The sequence below is a fragment of the Saccharothrix sp. NPDC042600 genome, assembly GCF_040647305.1.
GTDB classification, from domain to species: domain Bacteria; phylum Actinomycetota; class Actinomycetes; order Mycobacteriales; family Pseudonocardiaceae; genus Actinosynnema; species Actinosynnema mutabilis.
This window is the reverse complement of the sequence record NZ_JBEZBW010000051.1, coordinates 32589-58512: the sequence shown is the minus strand read 5'-3', so window position 1 is coordinate 58512 and position 25924 is coordinate 32589. Positions and strand designations below refer to the sequence as shown.

Annotated in this window: 20 protein-coding genes; 14 read left to right on the top strand and 6 right to left on the bottom strand. The window is 68.8% G+C overall.

Annotated elements, in window-relative coordinates:
- Positions 1-640: 640 nt before the first annotated feature.
- From AB0A74_RS26565 to AB0A74_RS26520, 10 genes are all read left to right on the top strand, one after another.
- Entirely contained in the window at positions 641-1660 is a 1020-nt protein-coding gene (locus tag AB0A74_RS26565) for a DUF4192 domain-containing protein (RefSeq protein WP_358253517.1), read from the top strand.
- 121 nt (positions 1661-1781) lie between these two features.
- Positions 1782-2450 carry a Crp/Fnr family transcriptional regulator gene (locus AB0A74_RS26560; protein ID WP_358253515.1) on the top strand — a complete coding sequence of 223 codons (669 nt, stop codon included), beginning with the start codon at positions 1782-1784 and terminating at the stop codon, positions 2448-2450.
- 250 nt (positions 2451-2700) lie between these two features.
- Positions 2701-3606 (top strand): DNA-processing protein DprA, encoded by a 906-nt coding sequence (locus tag AB0A74_RS26555; protein ID WP_358253513.1) that lies wholly within the window; start codon positions 2701-2703, stop codon positions 3604-3606.
- Positions 3607-4487: 881 nt separating this feature from the next.
- Complete coding sequence (locus AB0A74_RS26550; RefSeq protein ID WP_358253511.1) at positions 4488-4700, top strand: hypothetical protein; 213 nt, start codon at positions 4488-4490, stop codon at positions 4698-4700.
- Positions 4701-4862: 162 nt separating this feature from the next.
- Positions 4863-5378, top strand: a complete 516-nt coding sequence (locus tag AB0A74_RS26545; RefSeq protein ID WP_358253509.1) for a hypothetical protein — start codon at positions 4863-4865, stop codon at positions 5376-5378.
- A 96-nt stretch (positions 5379-5474) separates the two neighbouring features.
- A complete protein-coding gene (locus AB0A74_RS26540) occupies positions 5475-6134 on the top strand; it encodes a Crp/Fnr family transcriptional regulator (RefSeq protein ID WP_358253508.1) in 660 nt (219 codons plus the stop codon).
- Between the two features lie 90 nt (positions 6135-6224).
- Positions 6225-7205, top strand: a complete 981-nt coding sequence (locus AB0A74_RS26535) for a DUF4192 domain-containing protein (protein ID WP_358253506.1) — start codon at positions 6225-6227, stop codon at positions 7203-7205.
- Between the two features lie 35 nt (positions 7206-7240).
- Positions 7241-8356 carry a DUF4192 domain-containing protein gene (locus AB0A74_RS26530; protein WP_358253504.1) on the top strand — a complete coding sequence of 372 codons (1116 nt, stop codon included), beginning with the start codon at positions 7241-7243 and terminating at the stop codon, positions 8354-8356.
- Positions 8357-8673: 317 nt separating this feature from the next.
- A complete protein-coding gene (locus AB0A74_RS26525; protein ID WP_358253502.1) occupies positions 8674-9138 on the top strand; it encodes a single-stranded DNA-binding protein in 465 nt (154 codons plus the stop codon).
- Positions 9139-9529: 391 nt separating this feature from the next.
- Positions 9530-9955: a hypothetical protein gene (locus tag AB0A74_RS26520; RefSeq protein ID WP_358253500.1), complete on the top strand. Its 426-nt coding sequence runs from the start codon at positions 9530-9532 to the stop codon at positions 9953-9955.
- Between the two features lie 78 nt (positions 9956-10033).
- Here AB0A74_RS26520 and AB0A74_RS26515 read toward each other — a convergent pair whose 3' ends face one another.
- Positions 10034-10579, bottom strand: a complete 546-nt coding sequence (locus AB0A74_RS26515; RefSeq protein WP_358253498.1) for a hypothetical protein — start codon at positions 10577-10579, stop codon at positions 10034-10036.
- A 743-nt stretch (positions 10580-11322) separates the two neighbouring features.
- On the opposite strand from AB0A74_RS26515, the gene AB0A74_RS26510 reads away from it, so the two are divergent.
- The 3 genes from AB0A74_RS26510 (at position 11323) to AB0A74_RS26500 (ending at position 18730) form a co-directional block, all read left to right on the top strand.
- A complete protein-coding gene (locus AB0A74_RS26510; RefSeq protein ID WP_358253496.1) occupies positions 11323-12501 on the top strand; it encodes a hypothetical protein in 1179 nt (392 codons plus the stop codon).
- Between the two features lie 237 nt (positions 12502-12738).
- The gene (mobF, locus tag AB0A74_RS26505) at positions 12739-17592 is read left to right on the top strand and encodes a MobF family relaxase (RefSeq protein ID WP_358253494.1); all 4854 of its coding nucleotides are present in this window, start codon (positions 12739-12741) and stop codon (positions 17590-17592) included.
- A gap of 85 nt (positions 17593-17677) precedes the next feature.
- The gene (locus AB0A74_RS26500; protein ID WP_358253492.1) at positions 17678-18730 is read left to right on the top strand and encodes a hypothetical protein; all 1053 of its coding nucleotides are present in this window, start codon (positions 17678-17680) and stop codon (positions 18728-18730) included.
- Between the two features lie 43 nt (positions 18731-18773).
- Here AB0A74_RS26500 and AB0A74_RS26495 read toward each other — a convergent pair whose 3' ends face one another.
- From AB0A74_RS26495 to AB0A74_RS26480, 4 genes are all read right to left on the bottom strand, one after another.
- Positions 18774-20978 carry a MinD/ParA family protein gene (locus tag AB0A74_RS26495; protein ID WP_358253491.1) on the bottom strand — a complete coding sequence of 735 codons (2205 nt, stop codon included), beginning with the start codon at positions 20976-20978 and terminating at the stop codon, positions 18774-18776.
- Between the two features lie 191 nt (positions 20979-21169).
- On the bottom strand, positions 21170-21925 hold the full coding sequence (locus tag AB0A74_RS26490; protein WP_358253489.1) for a hypothetical protein: 756 nt from the start codon (positions 21923-21925) through the stop codon (positions 21170-21172).
- A gap of 2 nt (positions 21926-21927) precedes the next feature.
- On the bottom strand, positions 21928-22662 hold the full coding sequence (locus AB0A74_RS26485) for a helix-turn-helix transcriptional regulator (RefSeq protein ID WP_358253488.1): 735 nt from the start codon (positions 22660-22662) through the stop codon (positions 21928-21930).
- 187 nt (positions 22663-22849) lie between these two features.
- Complete coding sequence (locus AB0A74_RS26480) at positions 22850-23032, bottom strand: hypothetical protein (protein ID WP_358253486.1); 183 nt, start codon at positions 23030-23032, stop codon at positions 22850-22852.
- Between the two features lie 975 nt (positions 23033-24007).
- On the opposite strand from AB0A74_RS26480, the gene AB0A74_RS26475 reads away from it, so the two are divergent.
- A complete protein-coding gene (locus tag AB0A74_RS26475; protein ID WP_358253484.1) occupies positions 24008-24343 on the top strand; it encodes a hypothetical protein in 336 nt (111 codons plus the stop codon).
- 803 nt (positions 24344-25146) lie between these two features.
- Here the strand turns inward: AB0A74_RS26475 and AB0A74_RS26470 are convergent.
- On the bottom strand, positions 25147-25923 hold the full coding sequence (locus AB0A74_RS26470; protein WP_358253482.1) for a hypothetical protein: 777 nt from the start codon (positions 25921-25923) through the stop codon (positions 25147-25149).
- Position 25924: the final 1 nt, after the last annotated feature.

Sequence of the window (25924 nt, the reverse complement as noted above, 5' to 3'; positions counted from 1 at the left end):
CCTCGGTCGGCGCCAACGGCACGGCGGCGACCACGAACAGCACCACGAGGGCGGTCATGATCGGAGAACGCTAGCCGGACCGGGTTAACTCCGAGACGCAAGAACACCCGCGGACTTGACACCCGACCACCCCCAGCGCAAAGCGAGCGCGCCCCCGCCGGACCGCGGGGCCGCGGCACAATCCGACCACACCGGAGACTTCTTCGAGCAGGCGCCATCGCTGTGCGAGGAGGCCTTCGCACGCTGTGTGACCTGCCGGTGCCCACCGAATCGGTGGCTACCTGGACACACGGTCGGCTGGGCTCGCTGCAGTCGGCGGCCATCTCGGTGACGGCGAGATCGTCATCGGCATCTACGTCAGCGGCTCCGGGACCCGCCCGGGCGGCCGGGTGGCCTTCGGCGAGTCCGCCATCGTCACATCGCACCTTCCTGCGCTCCACCCCCGGCACACCGGGCCGCGTGTGCCACCCACGCACCTCCCCGGTACGTCCCGGCACGCCCGCTGAGGACAGGGCGGTGGCCGGTCGGCTGCGTACTGCCCGCCGGGCCCAACACGTGGCCCCGCCCGCATCGACAACAGACTCGGTCCACTCAGGACGGACTAGCCCTTTGCACCCGAATAGCGAAAGGACGACTATCCATGAGCGATGACACCGCGGGCTGCCCGGACGACGGGCAGATCTCTCCCGACACCGCGATCACACTGTCCAACCCCGGCGAACTGATCGCCGCAACACCGTACGCCCTCGGGTTCTACCCGACCCACTCGATCGTCACCTTGTTCTTCGAGGACGCTCAACTGCGACACGCGATCCGGGTCGACCGCGCCACCGACCCCTTCCTTCACCGGCGCGTCGTCTCGCACCTCGTCCACAGTGCCCATGATCTGCAGGCGACAAGCGTCGCGGTGGTCATCGTCGGCCCACCGGCCGACGACGGCGCGCTGGCCTGCGTGCGCGACGCGTTCACCACAGCCGGCCTACCGCTCGACCTCTTCGGGACTCCGGACATCGCCGCGGGCGCCCGGTGGTTCGACTACGACAATCCCGCGCGCCGCGGGAATCTCCCGGACCCGACCACCTCCATCGTCGCGGTGCACGCCGTCGCCAGCGGGCTGGCGACTCTGCCCAGCCGCGAAGCGCTGGCCGCACAGGTCGCCCCCGCCCCCGACGACGTGCTCACTCGTCGAGCGGCCCTGTTGGAAGTCCACCGCGCCAACTCGAGGTCGGTGGACGTCGAGGAGGTGGGCGACGGCTGGGTCGACTGGGTCAAGCGCCGCTTCCTCGACCGGGTCGCCGACGGCGACGAAGCGTTCTCCGACGAGGACATCGTCCAGGCGTGCGACGCGCTCACCCGCAGGTACGTCCGGGACGCGTGCCTGTCACTGCTGACCGGCCCACACGCACAAGCGGCGGAGAGGCTGTGGTTGCTGTTGACCCGCCACTGTCCCGCGCCCGCGTGCGCCGAGCCAGCCTGCCTGCTGGCGTTCGGTGCCTACAGCCGCGGCGACAGCGCTTTGGCGTCGGTCGCGGTCGACCGCGCACTGGCCGCCGACCCCGAGCACAACCTCGCCCGTCTGCTGCGAGCCTCACTCGACCACGGTATGCCGCCCCAGCGGATCCGTGACCTGATCGTCGACTCCGTCGAGTGGATCCTGTGACGTCACGACCCGGTCAGGCCTCAGCCACCCTGCGTCGCCGCCCTCCCCCGACCTCGCCGACATTCTCGCCACACGGCCAGCGGACGCCCTGGCCCGTGGCTGAACCTCTGGAGTTTGCACGATGTCCACTACTCGACCCTTTGTCCAACTGTCCCTCGGACACCCGCTGCGGTCGATCCTCGCCGAAGCCGGCGACACCTCCGATTTCCCGCTCGGCCACATCATCTTCGAGCAGGGCGACCCGAGTGACCGGCTCTACGTCCTTCACTCCGGCAAGGTGAAGATCGGTCGAACGTCGGCCGCCGGACGAGAGCACGTGCTCGGGATCGGCGGCCCGTCCGACATGTTCGGCGAACTGTCGATCTTCGACCCGGGGCCCCGCACGTGCACGGCGACGACGTTGACCGAGGTGCGCGCCGCCAGCATCGACGGTCGTGAGCTGAGGCAGTGGATCACCAACATGCCCCAGATCGCCGTGCACCTCCTCCCCCTGCTGGCCCGCAGGGCGCGACACCTCGACTCGGCGTTGACCGACCTGATCACGGACAACGTGTCGGGTCGGCTTGCCACGGTGCTCCTGGACCTCGCCGAGCAGTTCGGCACCGAGAAACGGGGGATGCTCGTGGTCACGCACGACCTGACACAGAGAGAGATCGCGCAGATGATCGGCGCTGCGCGCAAGACCGTGAACGAGACGCTCGCCGACTTCACGCGACGCGGCTGGCTGCTACGCGGGGACAAAAGTGTGCTGATCCTCGACCCGACCGCCCTGGCGAGCCGAGCACGCTAACGGAGTCGAGACCGCTGCCGCGAGACGGATTCGGCTTCCCGACGATCGCGCAGTTCCTTCCCCCGCTCTGCGACTGGGCGGAACCACGCGGCATCAGGAACCGCATAGACGCGCCGATGATCCCGCGCCGTGCCACGTCGAACACCGTGAACTGCGCCCATCTCACACACCCACGTGACCTGACGCCGCGGCGATACAGCCGCCGCTTTCAACGAATTCTCATGTTCGCCGACCTGGAAAGGAATCGAGCATGCCTCTGTACGCATCCGAGCTCAAGGCGTTGCTGTACGTCCAGCGCGCCACCGAACCACCGGCCCAAGCGGTGCATGACTTCGTCGCCACGGTGGGCGTGGTCGAGGCGGCAGCCGCGATCCGAGCGGGCAACGCCCCGGCCGCGGTGACCGCCGAAGTCACCCGGCCCGACGTCGACATCCGGCCCGACCTCGACGCTCTGGACCGAGGCGAGATCCGGCTGCTCACCCCGGAGGACACCGGGTGGCCGGGTGGACGCTTCACCGCCCTCAACGCCGCGGGCCTGACCGTGCCGTTGGCGTTGTTCGTCCACGGTGACGCGTCCCTGGCAACGTTGACCTGCTCGGCGGTGACCATCACCGGCACCCGGGCAGCCACCGGCTACGGAATCCATGTCGCCGGCGAGCTCGCGTTCGGGTTCGCCGAGGCCGGGGTGACCGTTGTGGGCGGTGGTTCCTACGGCATCGAGGGAGCCGCCCACCGCGGCGCCCTGACCGCCGGCGAGCCCACCGTGGTCGTGCTGGCCTGCGGCGTGGACCGCGCGTATCCGACCGGACATGCGGCCCTGCTGGAGAAGGTGGTCAAGCATGGCGGGCTGTTGGTCAGCGAGTACCCGATCGGAGCCGCGCCGGTGCGACACCGGTTCGTCGCACGCAACCGCCTGCTGGCAGCGCTGGGCGGAGCGACCGTGGTCGTGGAAGCGGGTCGGCGCAGCGGTGCCCTCCACCTCGCCCGGACCGCCGCGTCGCTGGGCCGGCGGGTGTACGGCGTGCCCGGGCCGATCACCTCGGCGCTCTCGGCAGGCGTGCACGAGCTGCTGCGCGACGAACACGCCCGGCTCGCCACCGCCCACGCCGATGTCGAACTCGACTCCCTACCGCGCGCCGACCGACAGGAGCCCTGATCGGGTGACTACGAAGGCGTCGACATCGCCATCGAGAAAGAGACCTGCGGGTGATCGAGCTGATGAAGGCGACGGACCTCGAAGTCGAGATCAACCACGGGCAGCTCTACATCTACTCCGACACACCGTGACGTAGCGACCCGACGCAGGCCGAAGTCGTGCTCCGCGCACTGGACGACCCGGCTGTAACTGTGGCCGCGAAGCGCCGACGCCGACCCGGCGCTGCACCGACAGTGGACGGGCTGGTGATCGGGTGGCCTTGCCCAGACGGCCTGGGTAAGGCCACCGGCTCAAGTGCCCGGCACCACGGCCTGAGACAGCCTTGAACAGCTGCGCGGGCCTTGAACAGCCGGCGTGATCACCGCAGCCAGAGCCGGCGAAGTCACGACGCGGTGCGGGATTCGCCCGAGCTGGGCGGTCGGACCCCAAGTCGACGTCGAGCCAGCACCACGTCCGCTCCGCGCTGATGGAGCCGCAGACGGGCGTCGAGTTCGACCCGTCGTAGCCAACGGCAAATCGGAAGCACCCGATCCCGACTGGCATCTGCTTCCACACCTGAAGACGCGCTGCCCTCAGTGCTGTCCGGGCCGCGTGCGCAATCACGTCCACCGCGCGCCACAGCGTCCGCGCTGACCGCGCCGGGATGGCGAGTGCGGAGGATTGTTGCTTCGGCGGCGGGACGCGCCGACCCTGCACGGCCAGCCGTGTGGGGGCAAGCAAACCGCGCTTGCCCCCACACGCACGGCCGTGCGGACGGGTCGCGCCCTGCCGCCGAAGCAACAGCCTCCGGCAGGGCGACCGTCCTATGTAGAGGTCCACGCCATTACCACGGTTCTGCGCTGCGTGGCACGCCAATGACGATCGGAAGGAGACAAACCCGCATGTCCTCGTCCGGGCGGCTCGTCTACGACCCGATCAGTGTGTTCGTCACCGTGTTCAGCGATCCGGGCCTGATCCGCGACATCGCCTTCGCTTTGGACTGCCCAGAAGTCAACGTGCTGACGGGACTTCTGGAATCCCATGGCCGGTCCGACGCCGCAGCGCTGTGGCAGGCCTACCACCTCGGTGACTGCGACGACCCGCGACGGCACTGACAGGTTTCGACACCCCAGGCGTCGAGACCTCCCCCTGCCTCCTGCGCACGACCGTACGCGATGTCCAGCACCCACCGAGTCGAACGAACCCCGCCACTTCCCGTCACGCTCCGACCTGCCTGCCGCACGCCGCAGCACAGGTCTGACCACCAGGAGCACACCATGCTCTTCAAAGCTTCGAGCGGCTTAGTCATCAACACCATCCACTGTGCCGGCAGCCACCAAACCCCGGCGGACAACAGCATCACACCACCACCCGACACCGATACCGACACGGTCTACGGCGGCTGCACGCACTGCCGGCAGACCCTGCCGATCGGACCGGACGGCACCGTCATCGGCCACGACGAACCACTACGCCTGATCGTGTACCCGTGCGTCGCCGGCGGCGCCCAGTGGACTTCCTACGGCAGTCCCTGGCACCCGGCCGAACTCACACCCATACCGATCGAGATCGCGGCAGAACTCGCCTGGCAGCACGAGGCAGAGATCCTCATGACCTTCCACGGCGGCAACGAGCACCACGCCGTCACGGACCTGCTGCACGAGGCCGTGCGCCGCTGGTTGTCGGTCCACCTGAGCTTTGTCGAACAGTGGACCCAAGACCGCGACATCATCGATCTCGTCCCGGCATCCCAGGCACACCTGCTGCCCGTCTTCTCCCCGCTGACCGCCTGACCGCGCACCAGACGAAGGCGTTGTCACGACGCAACATCCACCAGCTTCGTGCGCCGGCAGCCGTGTCCCGTATCCATCCCACCTCCGGAGACGCCCATGCCCCACCCACGCAGTCACCACTCCCCCGCCCCCGCCTTGGCGGACATCGACGGAGAAGAAATCGTCTTCCCGCGCCGCACCGTCATCTTCACCGAAGGTGAGCCGGGCGAGTGCTTCTACATCATCCAATCCGGCAAGGTGAAGATCAGCGCCACCGCACCAGGAGGCCGGGAGAACCTGCTGGAAGTCCTCGGACCGTCCGACATGTTCGGCGAGCTGTCGCTCTACGAACAGGGCCCACGCGCCTCCACCGCCACCACCTTGACCAGCGTCGCCGCCATCGGGATCGACCGATCCGTGCTCCGACAATGGATCACCAGCCGGCCGGATGTCGCCGAGCAGTTGCTACGCGCCATGGCCCGCCGCCTGCGGTGGACGAACTCCATGATGATGGACCTGGTCTTCAACGACGCACCCGGCCGATTGGCCAAGGCCCTGCTGGAGCTGGCCCAGCGATTCGGCGTTCAACACGAAGGACTGCTGCACGTCACCCACGACCTGACCCAGGAGGAGATCGCCCAGTTCGTCGGCGCCAGCCGGGAGACGGTCAACAAGACCCTCCGCGACTTCGCGCGCCGCGGCTGGCTGCACCTGGACGGCAGGAGCGTCACGATCCTCGCCCCGGAACGCCTGGCCCGCCGCGCCCACCAGCCCTGAACCGCGCGGTCCCCCTAGCCACGCCCCCCATGTGTCCATTCAGCACAGCGTGACCACACCCGTCGTCCACCAACGGAGAAACGCCTGCCCATGACCAACCACGCAACGACGTTGAACAGCGCCGGACAGCTCATCGCCGCCATACCGCACCTGTTGGGCTACTACCCCACCGACTCGATCGTGGTACTGGCCCTCAACGACCACAACCTTGCCTTCACCCTGCGCACCGACTGCCCCGCCGAACCCACGCTGTACCCACTCCTCGCAGTCAACCTCGTCCGCGAAATCAACCGCCGGGAAGGACTGAGCGCCGTCGTCGTGGTCGTCGGCACGCCACCCGACGACCACGACTTGGCTCGACACCTGCGCAAGAAGTTCACCCGGGCCGGGATACCCATCACCCTCTTCGGCGTCCCGGTGATCGCCCCGCGTGCCCGATGGTTCCACTACGACGACGCCGACCACCACGGACATCTCCCGGACCCAACCACGTCCGTCCTCGCCGCCCGCGCGGTGGCGGCGGGACTGGTCACCCTGCCCAGCCGCGAAGCCCTGGAAGCCCAACTCGCCCCGGATCCCGACGACGTCCTGGCCCGAAGGGCAGAACTGCTGCACAACCTCCAGCACGACCACGAAACCGAGAGAACCGAACCCACGGCCCGCGAGCAGGTCGAGTGGATCCGCAGGAACTACGTCCACCGGATCGCGGACGGCGACACGTCGTTCTCCGACACCGACATCGTCCGGATCAGCCACGCTCTCACCCGACCCGACGTGCGGGACGAGTGCCTGTCACTACTGTCCGGGCCGCACCCCACCGCGGCCGAAACGCTGTGGACGATCCTGACCCGGCAGTGCCCGCCACCAGCCTGCACCGAGGCCGCTGCCCTGCTGGCGATCAGCGCCTACAGCCGCGGCGACGGCGCGCTGGCCGGAATCGCGATCGACCGCGCCCTTACCGCAGACCCGCACCACGACCTCGCACTCGTGCTCGACGAGGCTTTCAGGTCGGGCATGTCTCCTCACCACATCCGTGCCCTGATCCCGTTCGCGAACGGCGGGAGCGTCTGACGCCGCACCGGCACGGCCCCCTGCGACGACGCGGCGTGTGCGTAGCCGGCAACAAGGCCCGGCCCGCACACGCCTCCTTCCTGCAACCACGAAGGAATACCGCCATGACCGACCACAGCCCCGACACCGCACACGTCAAAGCTCTCCACCACGCCCCGACACAACTCACCGATCCAGGACGGCTCATCGCCGCCATCCCGCACCTGATCGGATTCCACCCGACCACCGCGCTCGTCCTCATCACTCTCGACCACGGCGACATCGTGCTGACCACCTGCTACGACCTCAACGCGGAACCCACCGGCACACGAGGACTGGTCACCACGATCAGCAACGCCGCCCGCAACCTCGACGCGCCAGCGTTCTTCGCCTGCATCGTCGACGACGACCCCGACCAGACCAACACCCGGGGCCGCCGCCTGCTCCACCGACAGCTCACCAGAACGTTCGACACGCAGAACCAGGACATCGACGTGTTCGGCGTCAGCTCCTTCACCACTGGAGCCCGCTGGTTCGACTACTCCCTACCCGACTATCTGAACGGAACCCTGCCCGACCCCGCAACCTCCCCGGTAGCCGATCCCGGACGAGTCGTCCACACCGACTACGAGGTGCTCGCAGCCACCCTCCAGCCGGACGACGCCGACACCATCAGCCGACGCTCCCACCTGATCGACAGCATCCTCAACACCGCAACCGACCCCTGGCCCGCCGACAGGGGCGAGATCCGACGCATGCTCGCCCACGTGCGCCGACACATCGCACAGGCCGGCCACCGCACCGAGCCGCTCACCGACCCGGAGATCGCCGAACTGGCCATCGCCTTGTCCGACCCGGAGGTCCGCGACTTCGCCATGTCCTCCGCGTTGAGCGAGAAGGCAGCCGACGCCGAACGACTGTGGACCGAACTCACTAGGGCCGCGCCCGCACCCGAACGCGCCGAACCGGCCACCCTGCTCGCCTTCTCCGCCTACCTCCGCGGCAACGCCACCGTCGCGGCCCTCGCCGCCCGGCAGGCCGAAGCCGCACAACCAGGCCACCGACTGGCCGGCTTGCTGCGGATGGGAATCGCCGGCGGCCTGCCGCCAGCCAAGGTACGCGACGTGGTCGAACGCGCGATGCGGTCTGCCGCGCCCATGGTCGAAGGCTGACGAGCTCCCCGCTCGACGCCTACAGGCAGACGACGACCGCCAGGCGGAGACAAGAGCAGGCGACCACCGGATGTTCGCATCGATGGGCTGTCGGTCTGCTCCGAGCGCATCAGGTCGGGGCAGGGTCCGCGCCGATGAACCCGGCCCACAAAACGGGCCGGAACCCTCGTCGCCCCTTCGGGCCCTGCCCCCACCTGATCTCCGCTGCGCAGATCGACAGCCCCACGACCCGAACACTTCCGATGGACGCCATCGGGAGTGGGAGGTCGAGTCCGGCTGACGACGACCTGATCACCACTTCCGCGAAGGAGTTCTCCGTGGCAGGAGAAACCGTCATCACCCTTATCGGCAACCTGACCGCCGACCCGGAGTTGCGCTTCACCCAGGCCGGCGCGGCCGTCGCAGGCTTCACCATCGCGTCCACCCCGCGGTTCTTCAACCGCCAGAACAACACGTGGGAGGACGGCGACACGCTGTTCATCCGCTGCTCGATCTGGCGACAGCCCGCGGAGAACGTCGCCGAGACGCTCACCCGCGGCACCCGCGTCCTGGTCCACGGCCGGCTCAAGCAACGTTCGTACGAGACGAACGAGGGCGACAGGCGCACCGTCATCGAGATGGACGTCGAGGAGATCGGCCCGTCACTGCGCTACGCGACCGCGACGATCCGCAAGGCCACCCGGGCGCAGGGTTCGGGCGACAACGGCGCACCGGCCGACGACCCCTGGGCGTCCGCACCGACCGCAGGCGGAGGCAACCCCGCCGACAAGCCCCCGTTCTGACCGATCACCCGAGCGGGCCTGCGACCGAGGCCCGCTCGGCCCGGCCTCGCACCGAACCCGAGCAGGTCAGCCGCTGAGCCTCGCCCCGAGGCTCAGCGGACAACTGCCCGCACCACGCTCGAGGAGATCCGCTCACCATGCACGTCCCCAGCACCGCCGCCGCAGACCACCTATCAGGCCGCACGCGACCGGTCCGGCCTGAAGGTGACACCTCGCCGCCGCACCAGACGGCGGGCCGCCGACAAGCACACGTCCGCAGGGCCGTCCGGCTGGGCGCGCGACGTTCCCCGCAATGACCGTCCCCGCTCGCAAGCCCAGGCGCGGCGGATCACCGCCGAGTAGCCCCTATCGCCGGCAGCCGCGACGGTCAGGTGCCCTAGGCTGGGACGACATGAGGGCCACCACGTTCGTCGTCTTCATGCGATTCATCGGGGCCGCAGGCATCGGCTCCTTCCTCGGTGCCGCCGCTGCGGGACTCGTCGCCGTGGCGACCGGCCGCGTGTTCGCGCCGGCCAGCTCGTGGGTGGCCGCTCTGCCGGTGCTGGCGTTGCTGGGAGCGCTGTTGACGGCCGGCGTCGCCCGGCTGACCCGGCTCTGGCTGGTGCCGCAACTGACGCGCCGGCGACTGTTGTGGGGAGCCGTCGCCGGGGCCATCCTCACGCCGCTGGCCATCGCCGTCGGCCAACTAGGCGATCTGCTCCCCGTCGCACTGGTGATGCCGATCGGCTCCGTGGTGACGGCGGTGCTGTGGGTCCGGTGGTTCCGCCAGAGGCACCGAGTGTCCGACACCCCTGCACATGCTCTCCGGACCGAGTAGCAGCACCGTTCGCGGCCGGCTGATCGACTGACCACGGTCACCCGTGGCCTCCCCACCACCATCGGCCGGTTCAGCCGGTCACTCCTGCACGCTGCTCGCCTCGCTGCCCGACACCGCCGCTCGAGCGACACTGGGAACGCCTTCCCTACCTACCTGCGCTCGACCGTCGCTCGCCACCGTGTCCGATGACGTGCCGGCCCCCGTCGGTGACGCGGCAGTGCCGTTCACCCCAGCCTCCCGTCCCGCCGCGATGAGCCGTCGGGCGTCCTTGACACCCATGTCGAGCAGTTCGGCGACCTGCTCGACCGTGCGATCCGCCTCGTGGATGGTCAGCGCCGCCCGCGCCTGCGCCGTCTCCTGCTCAGCCAGCAACCGGTCCCGCTGCTTACGCGCCTGCATGATGGCGCGCTCGTGCGGCTCGATCCGCCGACGGAAAGCCTCCTCCACCGTGACCTGTTGATCAGCCGCCAGGAAGAACTCGGCCAACGCCTCCTCCACGCGCTGCTCGCGCGCCCGCTGCCGCGCCAACTGTTCGGCATTGCGCCGCCGCGCCGCCTCGAGCTTGCGACTGACCCTGGTCGATCGGCGCGCACGGACGCGACCGGACCCCGCCGACTCAGCCATGTACTCACCTCCGGTGGCATGCACTCCAAAGTCCGCTTCGCCGCCACGGTACCCAAGACGTCAACTCATGTGGACGTTTCCGCAACTTCGAGGCGTTCAGCGCTGGCGGCCAGGCAAGCCGACCCCTAGCGGCGAGTCACGCGACAGATGCCCGCGATAACGAAAGGCGTGCCCCGTCCTTGACGGGACACGCCTTCGTACGCCGATCGCATAAGTCCCGAAGGACTCACCACCCGAAGGCGGATCGGCCAAGACTGCGATCAGCGAGCGTCGGCACGAAGGGCCAGTAGCCAGACCAACCGACGCGGCCAAGTCTAGCCATCCGACCCCGACGGAAGACTTCACGTCCCCGCGATGGTCGTACGCGACCACGTCGACACCCAGCCTCCACCCCGCGCGCCTCGCTGCGTGCGTCGAGTGGTCACCAGAGCCCCCCTGACTTGAATCATCTTATGTCGGATCGATCGCCTCAAGGGTTTCTCTGGGAACATTTTTCCTCCGCAGGCTCCGGCAAAATCTTCCCAGAGAAACCCTTGACCCGACCGCCCCGACACAAGAGCCAGCAGGGACAGGGGGAGCGGGAAGGAAAGGCGGCAAAGCCTAAAACGGATTATCACCGCAGCCGTCCGTTTCCAGTGCACTGAACGCAGGTCAGCGAGTTATCAAGTGTGAGAAATCGCCACAGGAAATACAGCAAAAGGACAGCCACACCCCTTGCATTGAACCACCCACAATAGATAGGCTTGAACTGCAAGAAAAAACCGGGAAGGCCAAGCCCGGAAAATGACGAAGCCAGTAGCGAGGTACATTCAATGCCTGTCATCACATCCGTTCCGGAGACCATCTCCGAGCTGACCACCCTCGTTCAAGCCGGGGACATCCGCGCCGCCCGCAAGCTGGGGAAGAAGCTGCTCAACGTCGCCGACACGCGCGAACTGTGGCTGCTCCGGCGCATCGCCGACGTGTTGGAGAACCGTCCACGCACTGCCGTTGACATCCTCCGGCACTGGTGGAGCACCGCGCCCACCGAGACCGACCGCGCGATCATCGCCGCATGCGCCCCCAAACCCGGCGAGCAGCAGCGGCACCACGCGCAAGCCGAGCCCGACAGTGCGCCCCGATGGAACTCCCGCAACAAGTACCAGGCTCCCAGCACCGTGCACACCGAGCAGCGCGCCGAACTGCGCCGTCGCCGCCGCACGCGACAGGAGCGCAACGACGCCGCCGTGGCCGCCAACTACCAGGCCGAGCGCGCCGGCGTCGCCGAAGGCCCTCAGGTGCCCGACCGCGACGAGCGTGCCCGCGCCGAACAGGTCTACGGCTCCGGCTTCGATTACGACCGCGCCGCTCTCCACGGGACCGACGTCACTTTCCGGTGCCTTGGCTGCACGATCAGCCGTGGCCGCTACGACTTGGACCATGGCCGCATCCGGGAGGGACACGGTGACGACGGACTGTGCGCCGACTGCCGGGAATCCGGTCGCGCTGGCATTCCCGAACTTCCCGCCGGTCACAGCCTCGCCGACGCCGTCACCGCGCGATGCGCGTTCGTCGTCAACGACCTTGGTCCGGCCGCCGCACGGGTGTTCTTGCGCTCGGAGTGGCGGCAGGCGACCGCGCCCGCCGTCCGTGCCACCATCGCGGACTACGTGACCAGCCACCTCCCGCCGGAGCAGCAGCCCGCCGGGCCGGACGCGTGCGGCACCTGCTCAAGCCCGCGCACGCCCCGCGACCTGCGCGGCGTGGTCACGGACGATGGACTGTGCACGGAGTGCCGCGCCGACGCCGAGAGTGCCGCCTTCGAACTCTCCCAGCCGGCCAAGCGCGGACGGCACCGCAAGAGCGTCAAGCACACCACCGGCAAGCGCACGACCAACCGGCGCGATCGCCGCAACGCGCACCGGCACGGGACGGCCCAGTAGCACCTCGTTCGCGTCGCCCAGACCCCGGTCCGCCGGGGCCTGGGCCACGCCGGCCCGCACCGGCCGCCCGCCTTCCCGCCGGGACCGGCAGCTTCCGCGCAACGACCACTCATCGACACAGCACCTCTTGCATATGCCGTGCCAGTCGGCTCTGAATCGCATCAGTTCGGATGACGAACACCCAGAGCGTCAACTAACGTGGACGTCAACTCGTGTGGACGTCAGGAGGAGTCCGCGGTGATCGGAGTGCGCAAGCTCTCGCCCGGCGGGTACGAGTACCTGACCGGATCGGTGGCGTGCGCGGACCGCGACCTGGAGCCCGGCGAGTCGTTGAGCGAGTACTACCTGGCTCACGGCTACCCGCCTGGCCAGTGGTACGGCCGCGGCGCGGCGGCGCTGGGCTTGCACGGCGACGTAACGGCCGCGCAGATGAACGCGCTCTTCGGCGAGGGACGCCACCCCGACGCCGACCGCATCGAAGCGGAGATGATCGCCGCCGGACACAACGAGGCGAAGGCATCGGCCGCGACCAAACTGGGCCATCGCTTCTACCAGTACGACGGTCCGGACGAGCTTCGCAGCAGGGTCATCGAGGCCTACCAGCAGCACAACGTGGACCACGATCAACCGTTCAACGCCCCGATCGACGATGCCACCCGCGCGCGTCTCCGCCACGACGTCCAAGTCCAGGCATACGCCGACGCCCACGAGGGCCGGTTACCCACCGACAACGAGCTGGCCAAGTGGCTGGCCGCGCAGAAGAAGGCGATGAAGTCGGCGACGAGCGGCTACGAGCTGGTGTTCGCACCACCGAAGTCGGTCAGCCTCGTCCTCGCGCTGGACGAGAGTCACCGGGATCTGGTCGTGGGCCTGCACCGTCGGGCTGTGCTTGACACGTTGACTTACCTGGAGAACAACGTCGCGTTCACCCGCCGGGGCGACGGCGGCTACGCCCAGCACGACGTCACCGGCATCACCGCGGCCATCTTCGAACATTGGGACAGCCGCGCGGGTGACCCGCACCTGCACACCCACGTGCCGATCAGCGCGAAGGTGCAGGGCGCGGATGGGCGCTGGACCGCGTTGGACGGGCGCACCATCCTCGCCGCCTCGGTCACCATGAGCGAGTACTACAACTCGCGCATCCGCGACCTGTTCCGAGAGCACGGCGCGTCCTGGACCGAACGTCCCGCCGGCGGCATCGACCTGAAGCGCCCGACCTGGGAACTGGACGGTGTGCCGGACGAACTACTGATCGGCTTCTCGCAACGGGCCGCCCAAGTCGAGCAGGACCGTGCCCGCCGCATCGTCGCGTTCCGCCGTGAACACCGCCGCGAGCCCTCACCCAAGGAGCTCCTCGAGATCTCCAAGCGGGCGCAGTACGGCACCCGCGATGCCAAGCAGATGCCGCAGTCGCTGGCCGAACACGTACGCCGCTGGCGCACACAAGCCGAACAGATGGCCGCTCCCGAGGTGCTCGACCAACTCGGGCACCGGGTGTTCGACGGCGAACCCGAAGCGCTGTCGGAGGTCGACGTGGCCGCACTCGCCGAGGCGACGCTCGCCACCGTCTCGGACTACTACAGCCACTTCAACCGGTGGAACATCGAGGCTGAGGCGCACCGACAGACCGCGCACCTGCGGCTCGCCGACGGCGGCCGAGACCAGTTGATCAGCGACGTGGTGGACGCCGTACTGCACTCGCACGACATCGTGATGCTGCAATCACCGGCGCTGGTCGAGGAACCCGGTGGCCTGCGGCGGCGGTCCGGGGAGAGCGTGTTCGTCGAGCACAACAGCCGGCGGTACACCACCAGCCGGACGCTGCGGGAGGAATCCTCGCTCGCGGCCTGGGGCAAGCTGACCGACGGCAGGCGGCTGAAGCTGGCCACCGTCGACCGGGTGTTGGCCCGGGCTCGCGTGCTCAACCACGGCCAGCGCGCCGCCGTGGCGTCGTTCGCCACCTCCGGTCGCCGGGTGCAGTTGCTCTACGCCCCGGCGGGGGCGGGCAAGACCACCGCGATGCGGGTTTACGCCGACGCGGTACGCGTCGAGGGCGGCCGTGTGTACGCCTTCGGGCCGAGTGCGCGGGCAGCGCACGTGCTCGGTGAGGCGATCGACGCACGTCCGCACACCCTGCACCAGGTCACCACCGCGCAGCGGATGGGCGTGGTCGAGCAGGCGTTCCCCTTCCGGTCCGGTGACGTGCTGATCATCGACGAGGTGTCGATGGCCGGTACCCATACGCTGCACGACGTCGTGGCCTACGCGCTGCGCAGCGGTGCCGACGTGCGGCTGCTGGGCGACGACCGCCAACTGTCCGCCGTCGAGGCGGGCGGCGCGGTTCGCTGGTTTGAACACGTCAATGGCGCCGTGCGGCTCAAGCAGGTCGTCCGTTTCCGCGATCCTGGTCAGCGAGCCGCGTCAGCCGCGCTGCACGAAGGCAACGCCGACGGGCTGGACTACTACTTCAGGCAAGGTTGGGTTCGCGGCGGCAGCCGGGAGACGATCCGCGACGCCGCCCACCGGGCGTGGCGGGCCGACCTGGACCGCGGTCGTCAGTCCCTGCTGATCGTGCCGACCAACGTCGATGTCACCGCGCTCAACCTTGAAGCGCGCGCCCTGCGCATGGCGCGAGGTGACGTGGCCGACGGACGCTGCGTGCAATTGCACGACGGCACACACGCCAGCCGTGGTGATTGGGTCGTCACCCGCCACAACGACCGGCTCAAGACCCTGTTCGGCGGACGCGACTTCATCAAGAACGGCGACACGTGGACCGTGACCGCGGTGCGCGGGGACGGTGCGCTGAAGCTGCGCCACCAGGTCAACCGCGGCACCGTCGTGGTCCCCGCCGACTACGTCGCCGAGCACGTGGAACTCGCTTACGCGGCGACGATCCACCGCGTCCAGGGCGTGACCAGCGCCGGCTCCGCACATGCGATCGCCGCCCAGGGCATGTCCCGCGAGCAGCTCTACACCTTGATCACTCGAGCGGTGGACGACAACCGGATCTACGTCGAGACCCACCAGCACACGATCGACTCCCACCAGGAGACCCCGCCCGAGCGGACCGCCCGCGACGTCTTGGAAGCCGTGCTGGGTCGCTCGTCGGCGGAGACCTCGGCCAACGAGCAGTTGCGCCATGCCTTGGTGAGCGAGGAGTCACTGCACACCCTGGTCAGCCGACACGATCACGTCGCGCTGCTGGGCAGCGACGACCACATCGACGCCGTACTGACCGAACGCGTTCCGGCGGTGTTGGACGAGCCGGCCATGCCCGCGTTGAGGCGGACCCTCCTCACCGCGGAAGCACTGGGCTGGCAGGCCGAGTACCTCGTTCCCGCGGCCGTATCCACGGGCCCACTCGATGGTGACGGCATTGACAATCTGGCAGCGGTGCTGCAATGGCGCATCCAACAGCTCGTTCAGCGCAACGCTCCCCCGCCCCGCAGATCGGCGCCAACGCTCGCCGCCAGGAACCGATGGCGCGGCATCGTCGAACGCCACGAACCCACCGCAGCGGTCGAGGACAGCGTCTGGGAACCCGTGTGGCAACGGGCATCAGCGGCGGCAGATGAGGGTTTGAACTCCGACGCCGCACTCGAGGACGCCGCGCGCAGGCTGGCGTCGCGTCCGACCAACGACCCCATGCCCGACCACCGATTCGTCACGTTCGCGCTCGACGACGCCCTGCACCGACAACGCGAGAACGGCGGCGGATGGCAGCCCGCAGTGCCTTGGCTGGCCCATCCCCGCCACCACCGACTCGCCCAACAACCTGACCTGCAGGACTACCTGCGCCGCGTCAACGACGCGATCAGGGCACGCGTCGACCACCTGCGGGTCGTCACCCTCGCCGAAGAGGCAGCGTGGATACGTGCGCTGGGCCCTCGTCCCGACCACCCTGGGGCAGCGGCCGACTGGGACCGACTGGTCGGACTCGGCGCGGCCTACCGCGACACCTACGGCGTCACCACGGACGACCCGAGACACCCCTTGGGCGAAGAACCCACGGGCGACGAGCTGCGGGCCCGCGCGTGGCGCGACCTCGTCGCGCAGTGGACTCCGCCGACCACCGACCACGAGGCGACGCTGCCGGCGACCGACCACGAGGCGACGCTGCCGGCGACCGACCACACCAGCGCTGTGGATCGACTGCGCGACACCATCGACCCCGACGAGCTATTCGCGGTGCTTGCCGCCGACGAGGTGGTCGCCGTACCCCGGGAAGAACGGTTGTCCGACCTCGTGCGCCGCTACGAACACACCGCCCGGTCCGCTGTCGAACACCACGTCGACCAGCGGATCACCCGGGTACTCGCCTCCCGCGCCCCGTCCACACTCGGTCGCGACGCCGAACCGGCGCTGCGCTGGCTGCTGCACCGCGCTCACGCTCTCGGGTGGTCCATCGAGCGTGTGGTGCCCGACGCCGACAGCCTCACCGGCGTCGACGGTGCCCGAGACCCTGCCGCGGTGCTGTACCGGCGCATCGAACAACGCGTCCAGCACAGCGAACCGCCCGATCAACCGGCGCACCACCGCGGCCCGCTGCCGTGGGTGGACGCCCCAGACCCGACGGCGCTGGCGGACCAGCCCGACTTGGCCCGTCACCTCGACCAGCTCGCGGAAGCCATCACCGAGCGCGCGGCCCGGCTGCGTGACGAGGTCATCGAAACCCCTCCGAGCTGGACCTCCGGGCTGGGTCCACGTCCCAGCGACCCTGCGGACGCGGCACGCTGGGATCAACTCGCCGGCACAGCCGCCGCCTATCGCGAGACCTACGGTGTCACCACTCCCAACCCGGACTTCCCGCTGGGTGCACGGCCAGCCAGTGATGGCGTCCGCTCCGACACCTGGAGGACCATCACCAGCCAATGGAAGCCCATCGCGACCACACCCGCCGACCTTCTCGAGTCCAACCAGCGACGGATCGACGCTCTACGCGACGAGGTCATGGAACAAACGAAGGACGAACGCCACCGCAACCATGACCACCGTCGCGACATCGACCCGGCAACCACCGCCGAGTTGTCGGACCGCTACGGCGACGTGGAAGACATCGGAGAAAACACTGGACTCCGCTACTAAGTGCCCCAACCCGTGGCCGACCCAGCGGTCACGGGACACTGGACGCCCACTGGCCACCGCGACCATCCGAAACGGAACTTCCGCCATGGCCTTCGCCAGGTCCGAGCAACCCAACGCCCGCAAGGCCCAAGCCGTCGCCCTGTCCGCCCGCACCGGTTTGCCCTACACAGTCGCGCTTCAACACATCATCCGCTCGGCCCAGCCGTGGCAGCCGAAACACCGGTGGGTGCTCACGGACGACGTGCTTGCCTGGCTGTCGGGTGAGAGCCGACGCGGTGACGACCGCAACCTGTACCTGTGGTTGGACACCGACGTGTCGCCCACCTTCGCCTGCGATCACTGCGGCATGCCGGGTGACGCACGTACGGCGGACTGCAGCATTTCACCGGTGGTCACCGCCTACGACCCGGACGTCGCGCCGTACACCCGGCACGTGGCGACGAAGAGGTTCCACGCGACTTGTGCGCCGTCTTCGATGCGGTGGACGGCCGAGCCCGAGATCCCGGCCGGGCCGCGGTATCTGAGCCTGCCCGCCAGCGGCACGCCGGCCTTGGTCGGCACGTTCGAGTTCGACGTGCACGCCTTGGTGGACACTGACCCCGACGACGGTTCTCAGCACGCGATGCTGCTGCTCACCGCCCGTGTCGTCGAGGACCACGGACGTGGTGTCTTCGCGTGGCTGACCGAACTGGAGCTCTATCTAGGCAGCCAGGGCGTCGGACGGGTGCACGACCTGGACGACGACGCCGAGATCGCATGGACCCTGCGGATCGCCGATGACCAGGTGGCCGACGCACGGCCCCCGTGGATCGCCATTCGCACCGGCCACACCCGGCAGGACGGGACTCCGCAACACCTGCTGCGGCGCGAGTTTGAGTTGCCCGACGGGTGGGCTGAGGCGGCTCGCAGGACCGGTCACGTCGACATCGCCGTCGGCCCGTGCACCCACCACTGGGACGCTGCCGCGGTGCCCGAGGATCTGGACGATGACATCGCAGAGTTGCTGGGTGACCAACGCTCGACGCCCAAGCGGTGCGGCTGCGCCCATCTCACGTCCGAGCACCTCGTCGAACTTGTCGAGTCCGGTGCGTTTCTCACCGGGTGGCTGCGGGTCGTGGGTGCCGATGGGGTCAGTTGAGTCGGTGCCGGTTCCCGCGAAGCGCGGGTGGGTTGGCCGCTTTTCACGGCCATGATCCGATTGGCTCGTGCGGGTAGTCGGCTGGGTACAGGTCGGTTCGCTGCCGCACGGCGGCGACGATCTCGCAGTATTCGTCGGGTGACAGCGTGCCTTGTGCGAGCCGGGCGTCCAGGACGTAGATCGCGTCTGCGCGCGGCACTTGAGGAGGGGTGTGTCGTCCGAACTCCCACACCCAGTACTTCTTCGTCAGGTATTCCTGTTCGGTCAGGGCGCCCTGTTCCCATGCGGCGTCGAGTCCGGCGGCGGCCTGGCTCGACGTCGGGAATTGCGGGTGGTGGAAGATCAGCCTGGAGATGGTCCTCCGGGGTTCCCCGACGGCCCGGTTGACCAGTGCGCGGAATTCCCTCTCGATGTCCGGGTGGGGGAAGCCCGCCGAGCGGAAGGCCAGGTGCCGGGCGGCGTTGCGGGCGTCCGGCGTCAACTTGTACGCCGCGAACAGGACGTCGATGATCCGGAGCTTCTCGGCCCACGGGATCGTGGTACCCGGGTAGAGGGCGGGTCCCGCGGTGATCCTGATGGGCTGGGTGGGCGGCCCGGTCGGGACGATCATGACCGGTCCGGTGCGGGGGTCGGAGGGGACCGGTACCTGGCGCGGAGCCGCTGCCGGGATGATCGGGATGGGTTGGGTGGGAGGCTCCGCCGGAGGTTCTCGGGGTTCGAGGTCGGTGAAGTCGTCGGCGACGGCGGCGGCGAGTTCCAGGAGTGCGAGCCGGGTCTCCGGCCCGATCCGTGCCGCCTCGATGTCCGGGTCACCGTCGAGGTGCGCGTCGAACGGGATCCGGACGACCGTGCGGCAGCGCTGGGCGAGGTGGTCGGGCAGGCCGCCCGGTTCTGGGTCGCGCGAGGCCGGCTCGCTGCTCCTGATCACCGTGACAGCACGGGCGACCAGGCTGTGGTGACCGCGGGACTGCAGCCCGTCGAGGGTGTCGGCGAGGGCTTGGGCGCCGTCCACCGAGTCGGTCGACACCAGCACGAGCGAGTCCGCCAGGTCGAGGATGCCTTTGATGGCCGGGTTCTTCAGGCCTGTGCCGCAGTCGGCGAGCAGCATGTCGTAGGAGTGTTCGAGCAGCGCGAGCGCGGCAGGGTATTCCCATACACCGAACGACTCGGACATCGTCGGTCCGAGGTCGGACGCGAGGATCTCCAGTTGGCCGGGCGTCTGGAACGTGTAGGCGCGGACGTCTTCGTATCCGGTGATGTCGAACGCGTCGCGCAGGAAGTGGCGGATGGTGGTCTTCGGCTCGCCGGTGGTCTTGGCCGCCAGTGTGTCGCCGTCATCGGCGTTGGCGTCTACGGCGATCACCCGCTCGGGGCGTCCCGCGGCGGCACGGTAGCGCAGACGGGCCAGCGCCGAGCCCAGGCAGGCGGTGATCACGCTTGCGGCGACACCGGTCTCCACGCCGACTACCGCGATCCGGTGGCACCCGGCAGACGGGCGTGTGATGCGAGTGATCAGCTCGCGTCGCCGCGCCTCCGGCAGGCTTTGCTGCGGACTGTCCGGGCCGCCAGTCAGTGCGTGAACGGTCTTGCGCCATCCCGACAACAGTCGATGCAGATAGGGCCGCGCTGACGGGTTGTCCGCTTCCTCAGGGCCGTCTGCCCGGGTCAGGGGGTTGTCCGGTGGTTGTCCGGCTCGGACAACCACCGAGTCTCGCTCAAGGGTCTGGGGATCGTGGACTGTCTGCCGGTGGGCGGACTGGAGACCGACCAGCGCGACGTACAGGACACCGGCCAGATCCCGAAACCGGGTCTCGTTCTCCTGCGCCTTGACGAGTTCCTGCCGCGTGCGCAACAGCTCCTCCTGGGCCGAAGATGTGGTGGCCTGGGCGGAGGGGCGGTGCTTGCGTTGTCTTGTCGGTGCTGCGGTGGCAGCGGGGCCGGCCTGGGCGAGTTGATCACGCAAGCGCAACAGCCGGTCGGTGACCGTGCGGACCTCGGAAGTTGGGCGTTGCGGTGCCCACAGTTCGACAAACGCCTCGACCAGCCCGACCGGTATCGGTCCCTTGGTCATCTTCATCGTCTCGGACAGCCGGCGTCGTTCGATCGACTCGACGCCGCCGTCGGAGACCTTGAGGATGCCGTGCTCTCGCGCGCGCTGCGGATCCTGGTCGGCCCAGTGGCGGGCTGTGTCGTTCCTGGTGAACCCGCCCTCGCGGGCCAGGCGGTCGAGCGAGGAGACCAGGTCCACGGCCGGTTGTCCGTACCGGCTGCGCAGGGCGTGTTCATCGATCGAAGGCGGCGCTCCGCCGCGGGAACGGCCAGGTCTGGACGGTGTGTCGGCCATGGTGACTGGTGCACCTCCCCCCTTGTCCGGGCGTTCGGGGTCCGCGCGGCTCAACGACCGGTGGTGCCTTGTCCGGTTGTCCGCCCGCGGTCGGGTCATTCGCCGATGACCGGTTTGGCGGATCTGACCATGACGTCGGCGGGCTCCTCCCTGACAAGGCTGCGGTGGGGTCGTTCAGGGGGCGGTGGGTAGCGCTGCGCGACCATCATCCACGAGGTGACGCTCAGGGCGAGCAGGCCGTAGACGGCGAACATGATCTCCGTCGGCACCTGGTGCACCCACATGAGAATGGCGCTGGCGGTGAGCACACCGACGACGAAGGTGAACGCCGTGAGCGCCAGGAGCGCGAACCGCAGCCGCCGCCGGTCGCCTCGGTGGCGCGGCCGTTGTGGTGGGGGCGGTGTGGGTGCCGCTGCGGGTGGCGCCGGAGGCTGGGAGGACGGTGCCGGCGGCGCGTCCTCGCTGGTCTGCGGCGTGGCGGCGGGGCTTTCCGTGGCCGCACGCCCCTCGGAGGCGGTGTCGTTCGCTTGCGAGGCGCTCTGGTTGATCCTGTGCCAGGTGTTGATCCAGCGCCGACGTTCCTCGGCGGGGACGTTGCACCCGATGAGGAACAGTTCGAGCTTTTGCAGTGGAGGCAGGGTGTTCCCGGTGAGCATCGCCTGTGCGGTGCTCTTGGCCATGCCCGCGCCGGCTCGTTCCTTGATCTGCCGGTAGGACACTTTCCTGCTGTCACGCATGGCGTTGAGCAGGTCCAGGAACTCCTTGGGCGTCTTCAGGTCACCGCCCACTCCGGCAGCGGGACGCTCCACCGCAGACCGTCTTCGGCGCGCTTCGGCGCGGTCCTCGGCCACGACTACAACCCGATGACCGGCGGAGCGACCCGCCTGTCCGGCCCGAACACGTTGCGGTCCTCCTCCAAGCGCACCTTCCGGACGTAGGGCGTCCCGCGGCGACGTCCGGTGTCGATCCCGGGCAGGTGGACCGTCCACAGCGCCAGGCCGAGGGTGGCTAGGACGAAGAACCCGAGGATGGTGGGTACGGGGATCGCGTACCGCATGAAGAGGATGGCGCACAGCGGTGCTCCGATCCCCGGGACCAGCAACCACGGCAGGTGCCGGTGGACGTGGTCGGGGGCACGCCGCTTGCGGGGATAGGCCTGCCGCACGCTCTGCAGCGACGGCCAGGCGACGTCGTGGCGCGGAGACGGGTCGACGTGGGCGGGTGCGGCCGGAGCGGGGGCCGTGACCTGCGCGGCGGGCAGGGTCGCCCGAACCATGATCTCGGGCTCGGCGGACCGGACGAGCCGGTCGAACGCGCCGAGCCAGCGCAGCCGCTCCTCGGAGGAGACTCCGCACACGACCAGGAAGCCGCGCAGCAGGGCCAGGTCCAGGTCGCGCTTCCCCTTGATCACGGCGTGAGCGCTGGTGCGCGAGATACCGGGGACGGCCTGAGCCTTGCGCCCCAGGCGCGCATAGGACAACCCCCGTTCCCGCCGCAGCTCGTCCAGGGCCTCGACCAGCCTGGGCATCGTGGCGGCGGCGATCGCCGTGTCCATCGCCCGCGACAGCGGTTGCCAGTCGCCCAGCACGGAGTCGGCGGGAGCGGGGTTGGTCTACACCGGCCGCCCCGCGCTGCGCATCGTCGACGAGCGGCGCGGGGACATGGCCGGCGTCGTGGGGCGGGGCGACGGCCCGGGCGCCGTGCGGCGCCCGGGCGACAGACGTGTGGTGATGCTTTCCCGAGGCATGGGCCTGTCGTCCATTCCGGGCGCCCGGTCAGCGGGACAAGCTGACCGACGGTCCGACCCGGAGCGGACGCAGCAGGCCGTGCCCCGTTCTCACCCCGACCAGGCTCAGCACCGACACGAACACCAACGTCGTGTAGGTGTCGTAGCCCCAGCGCAGCAGGACCAGGACGAAGACGTACAAGACGACGAGCACGACGGCTCGCACGAACACCGCCGGCAGCGGTAAGCAAGCAAGCGATCCGCTGTTCGCGGCACCGAAGGAAATGATCACGAAACTCACCCGTTCCCGATGTGGTGTGGCCCGGACACGCCACTCCGACGGGTACACGGGGAGCGAGCGGTTGGCGCCGATCCCTACCCGCGACTGCTACTGGCGGAGTGGTGTTTTCTGCACCACCATGATGGCTGGAACGGGCGGGAATCGCACGAACCCTCTCCTGTCCGGACGTCCACAGGACAATCTGGACACCAGATCGCCCCAGCTCCACCGCAGGTCAGGGGGCGAAATCCGTCCAGGACAAACTTCTCGGGCCCACTTTTCGTCCCGGACGCGCTGGCAGCCTCCGCCCGCTGCACCTATCGTTGAGCACGAGGCAGCAGGTCCTCTGGGCCGAGCAACCCTCACCTCGACTCCGATCGTCCGTGGCCCGGACACGTGAGCGAGCCCGGCGGGTCGCCGTTGGCGCGGCACCCGCCCCCAAACTGCATGCCACGCACCCGACCGCCCGGTACGGCCGGGTACCTGCGAGGAGACGTTGTCCGGTCGTCTGGCCGGACAACGCGTGTTCAGCCATCTCCCCCCGCGCTCGCATCATGTGCGACACCGGCCCAGCGCTTCCCGACTGGCTTCCGTTGCTCGTGCTTGCCCGCGGCACCCAGATGAGCTTGAGCAGCTTGTAGCGTCAGCGCAGCGGGACTGGCCGTGGAGCGTGAGCGTGAGCAGCGTCAGACCCGGCTCCAAGGCTTGTCGTCCGAGTGGGCCGGCCCCGATGAAGACCGCCGACCCGGTTGTCCGGCCAAACGCAGCGCGGACAACCGGCGTGCGCGGATACGAGGGCGCAGAGCATCACCGGGCAGGAGAGGAACCGCTTGCAGGTGGTCAGCGGGCTGCCGACCGCACGGGATCGGCATCCTGCCGGGCGATAGCCTGGTTTTCGGGGCGACTCGGACGGAGGCGTGGACACAGGTGAACGGACCCGATCCGCACATCCACGTCGAGCAGAAGGTGCTTGAGGCCGGGCCCGTTGTCCGCAACCTGGTCTCGTCGATGCTGGGGCGCGCGACCGACGCACCGAGCGCCGTCGCTACCGGCTGCGGACTCCAGGTGCCCTACGCGATGACCTCTGTCCATCCTGAGAGCGTCACCTGCCTCGCGTGCCGGGAACACGCGCGTCGGGAGTGCTTGCGGTTGGCCGGCCAGATCGAGCGCCTGGGTCCGCTGCCCGACATGAGCATCACCGGTATTCAGGTGGCTGAGGCCGCGGAAAGGCTTCGGGGCTTGGCGAAGAGGTTCTCCAGCTGATGCGGTGGCCGCGGGGAGGTCGGAGTAGGGGGAAGAACGTCACCTTGGGCACGTCGATGTCCCCGTCCGCTCGGACGAGCATGACCACTGTCGCGGTCCGGCGCCCCACGTGGCAGCCGTGACCTGTGCAGATGATCACCCAAGTTCGGCTGACCTGCGTATGGGCGGATCGCTCGATCAGGAATCTGTCTTGGCTCATCGATGAACAGTCCGCCGAGGCAGGCGATGACTGGCGCGCCTCCGGACCGACTCGAGAGCGTAGACCCCCTGTGGTTCCCATGGGCGGCGGCGGAGATCAGTCCAGGGTTGTCCGGACTGAAATCACCGCGGACAACTCCGTGACCTGGGCCGATGCACGGAGCGGCGCGGACAATGGGCTCAACTGCTCGGATTTCGCCGAGCACCGAACCGCGGGAGGCGAGCGCGACTCCCACAGGGAGTGCAGCAAAGCCAGCAGATTCATCGCGCGTCGGTGCGACCGGGCACCGAGACGTGGCCGCGGTGCAACGGCAGTCGGGTGGGTGCTGGCGTCCTCTGTCAGGCCAGGCTGCAGGTGTTACCGGCCTGATCGGCGGCGGATCACCAGTCGTGCGACCTTGTCGGTTCGGCGCAGGCAGACGGCCTGGCGACTTGGCATCTAGCGCGCGTGAACAGTGACGTGTGCCGATTGGGGTGGCGGCGCGCTTCCGCGATCGCGATCTCTTGATCGGGCAGCCGCACTTGGTAGCGTTTGCGATCTCGGCTGGAGTTGCACGGGTTCCTGTGACGGGATGTTCCTCCTGCACGCGAAGGTTCCGTACGCCTCAGTACCCCAGGCTGGAGTGGAACCCTTCATCACCGAACAGGGTGTCGTTGAGGTGACCTTCCTCGAGTCCGTGCCAATGACTTCCTTCGAGGCCCGCGGGTTGATCAAGCTGCTGGTCTACGCGTCCTTCACCAGACTGGGTCAAGGGCTCGGCTTCGGAACCCCGCTCGGTCGACAGGTCTGCCAACTGTTGCACCGAATCGACGCCGTAGCCCTGCCCGTCGAGGTGTACCGGGCTCAGCAGGCGCGGTGCGTTGTCGTCGGTGGACCACCCCCAGCGGATCTCGAGTTCTTGCTCGCCTCGCACGTAGGTCTCGGCATGACCGCCGTCCATGGCGTGCATGGTCGCGAGGTCCCATCCGTTGACGGCGAGTACCTCGGCGACGTCGGCACGCTCGAGTGGCGTGACGTAGCCTCTTGGTTTGTCCAGGTAGCTGACCATGATGTCGCGCAATTCTTGCCGCGCAGCCGCCGGCGTCAGGGACCGCAGATCGGTGACCGTTGACCTGTCCGCGGTCCGGCTTCGCTCGAGCAGGGCCGGCAGCTCGTCGGGGATCTCGGCGTAGGGACGCAGGGCTTCGATCACTTCGGCGGCATCGGTGACCTGGTTGACGTCATTGCCCAGGTCCACGGTCAGGATGTCCTCCCCGTGCTGATCAGTTCCGTCGATGACCTGTGCGAAGTATGTCTGCAGGGCGTTGTCCCACCCCACATAGACTTCCCTGTCGGACGACGGCCCGGACATCGGCTGAAGTCGTATGCGGCTGTCTGCCATG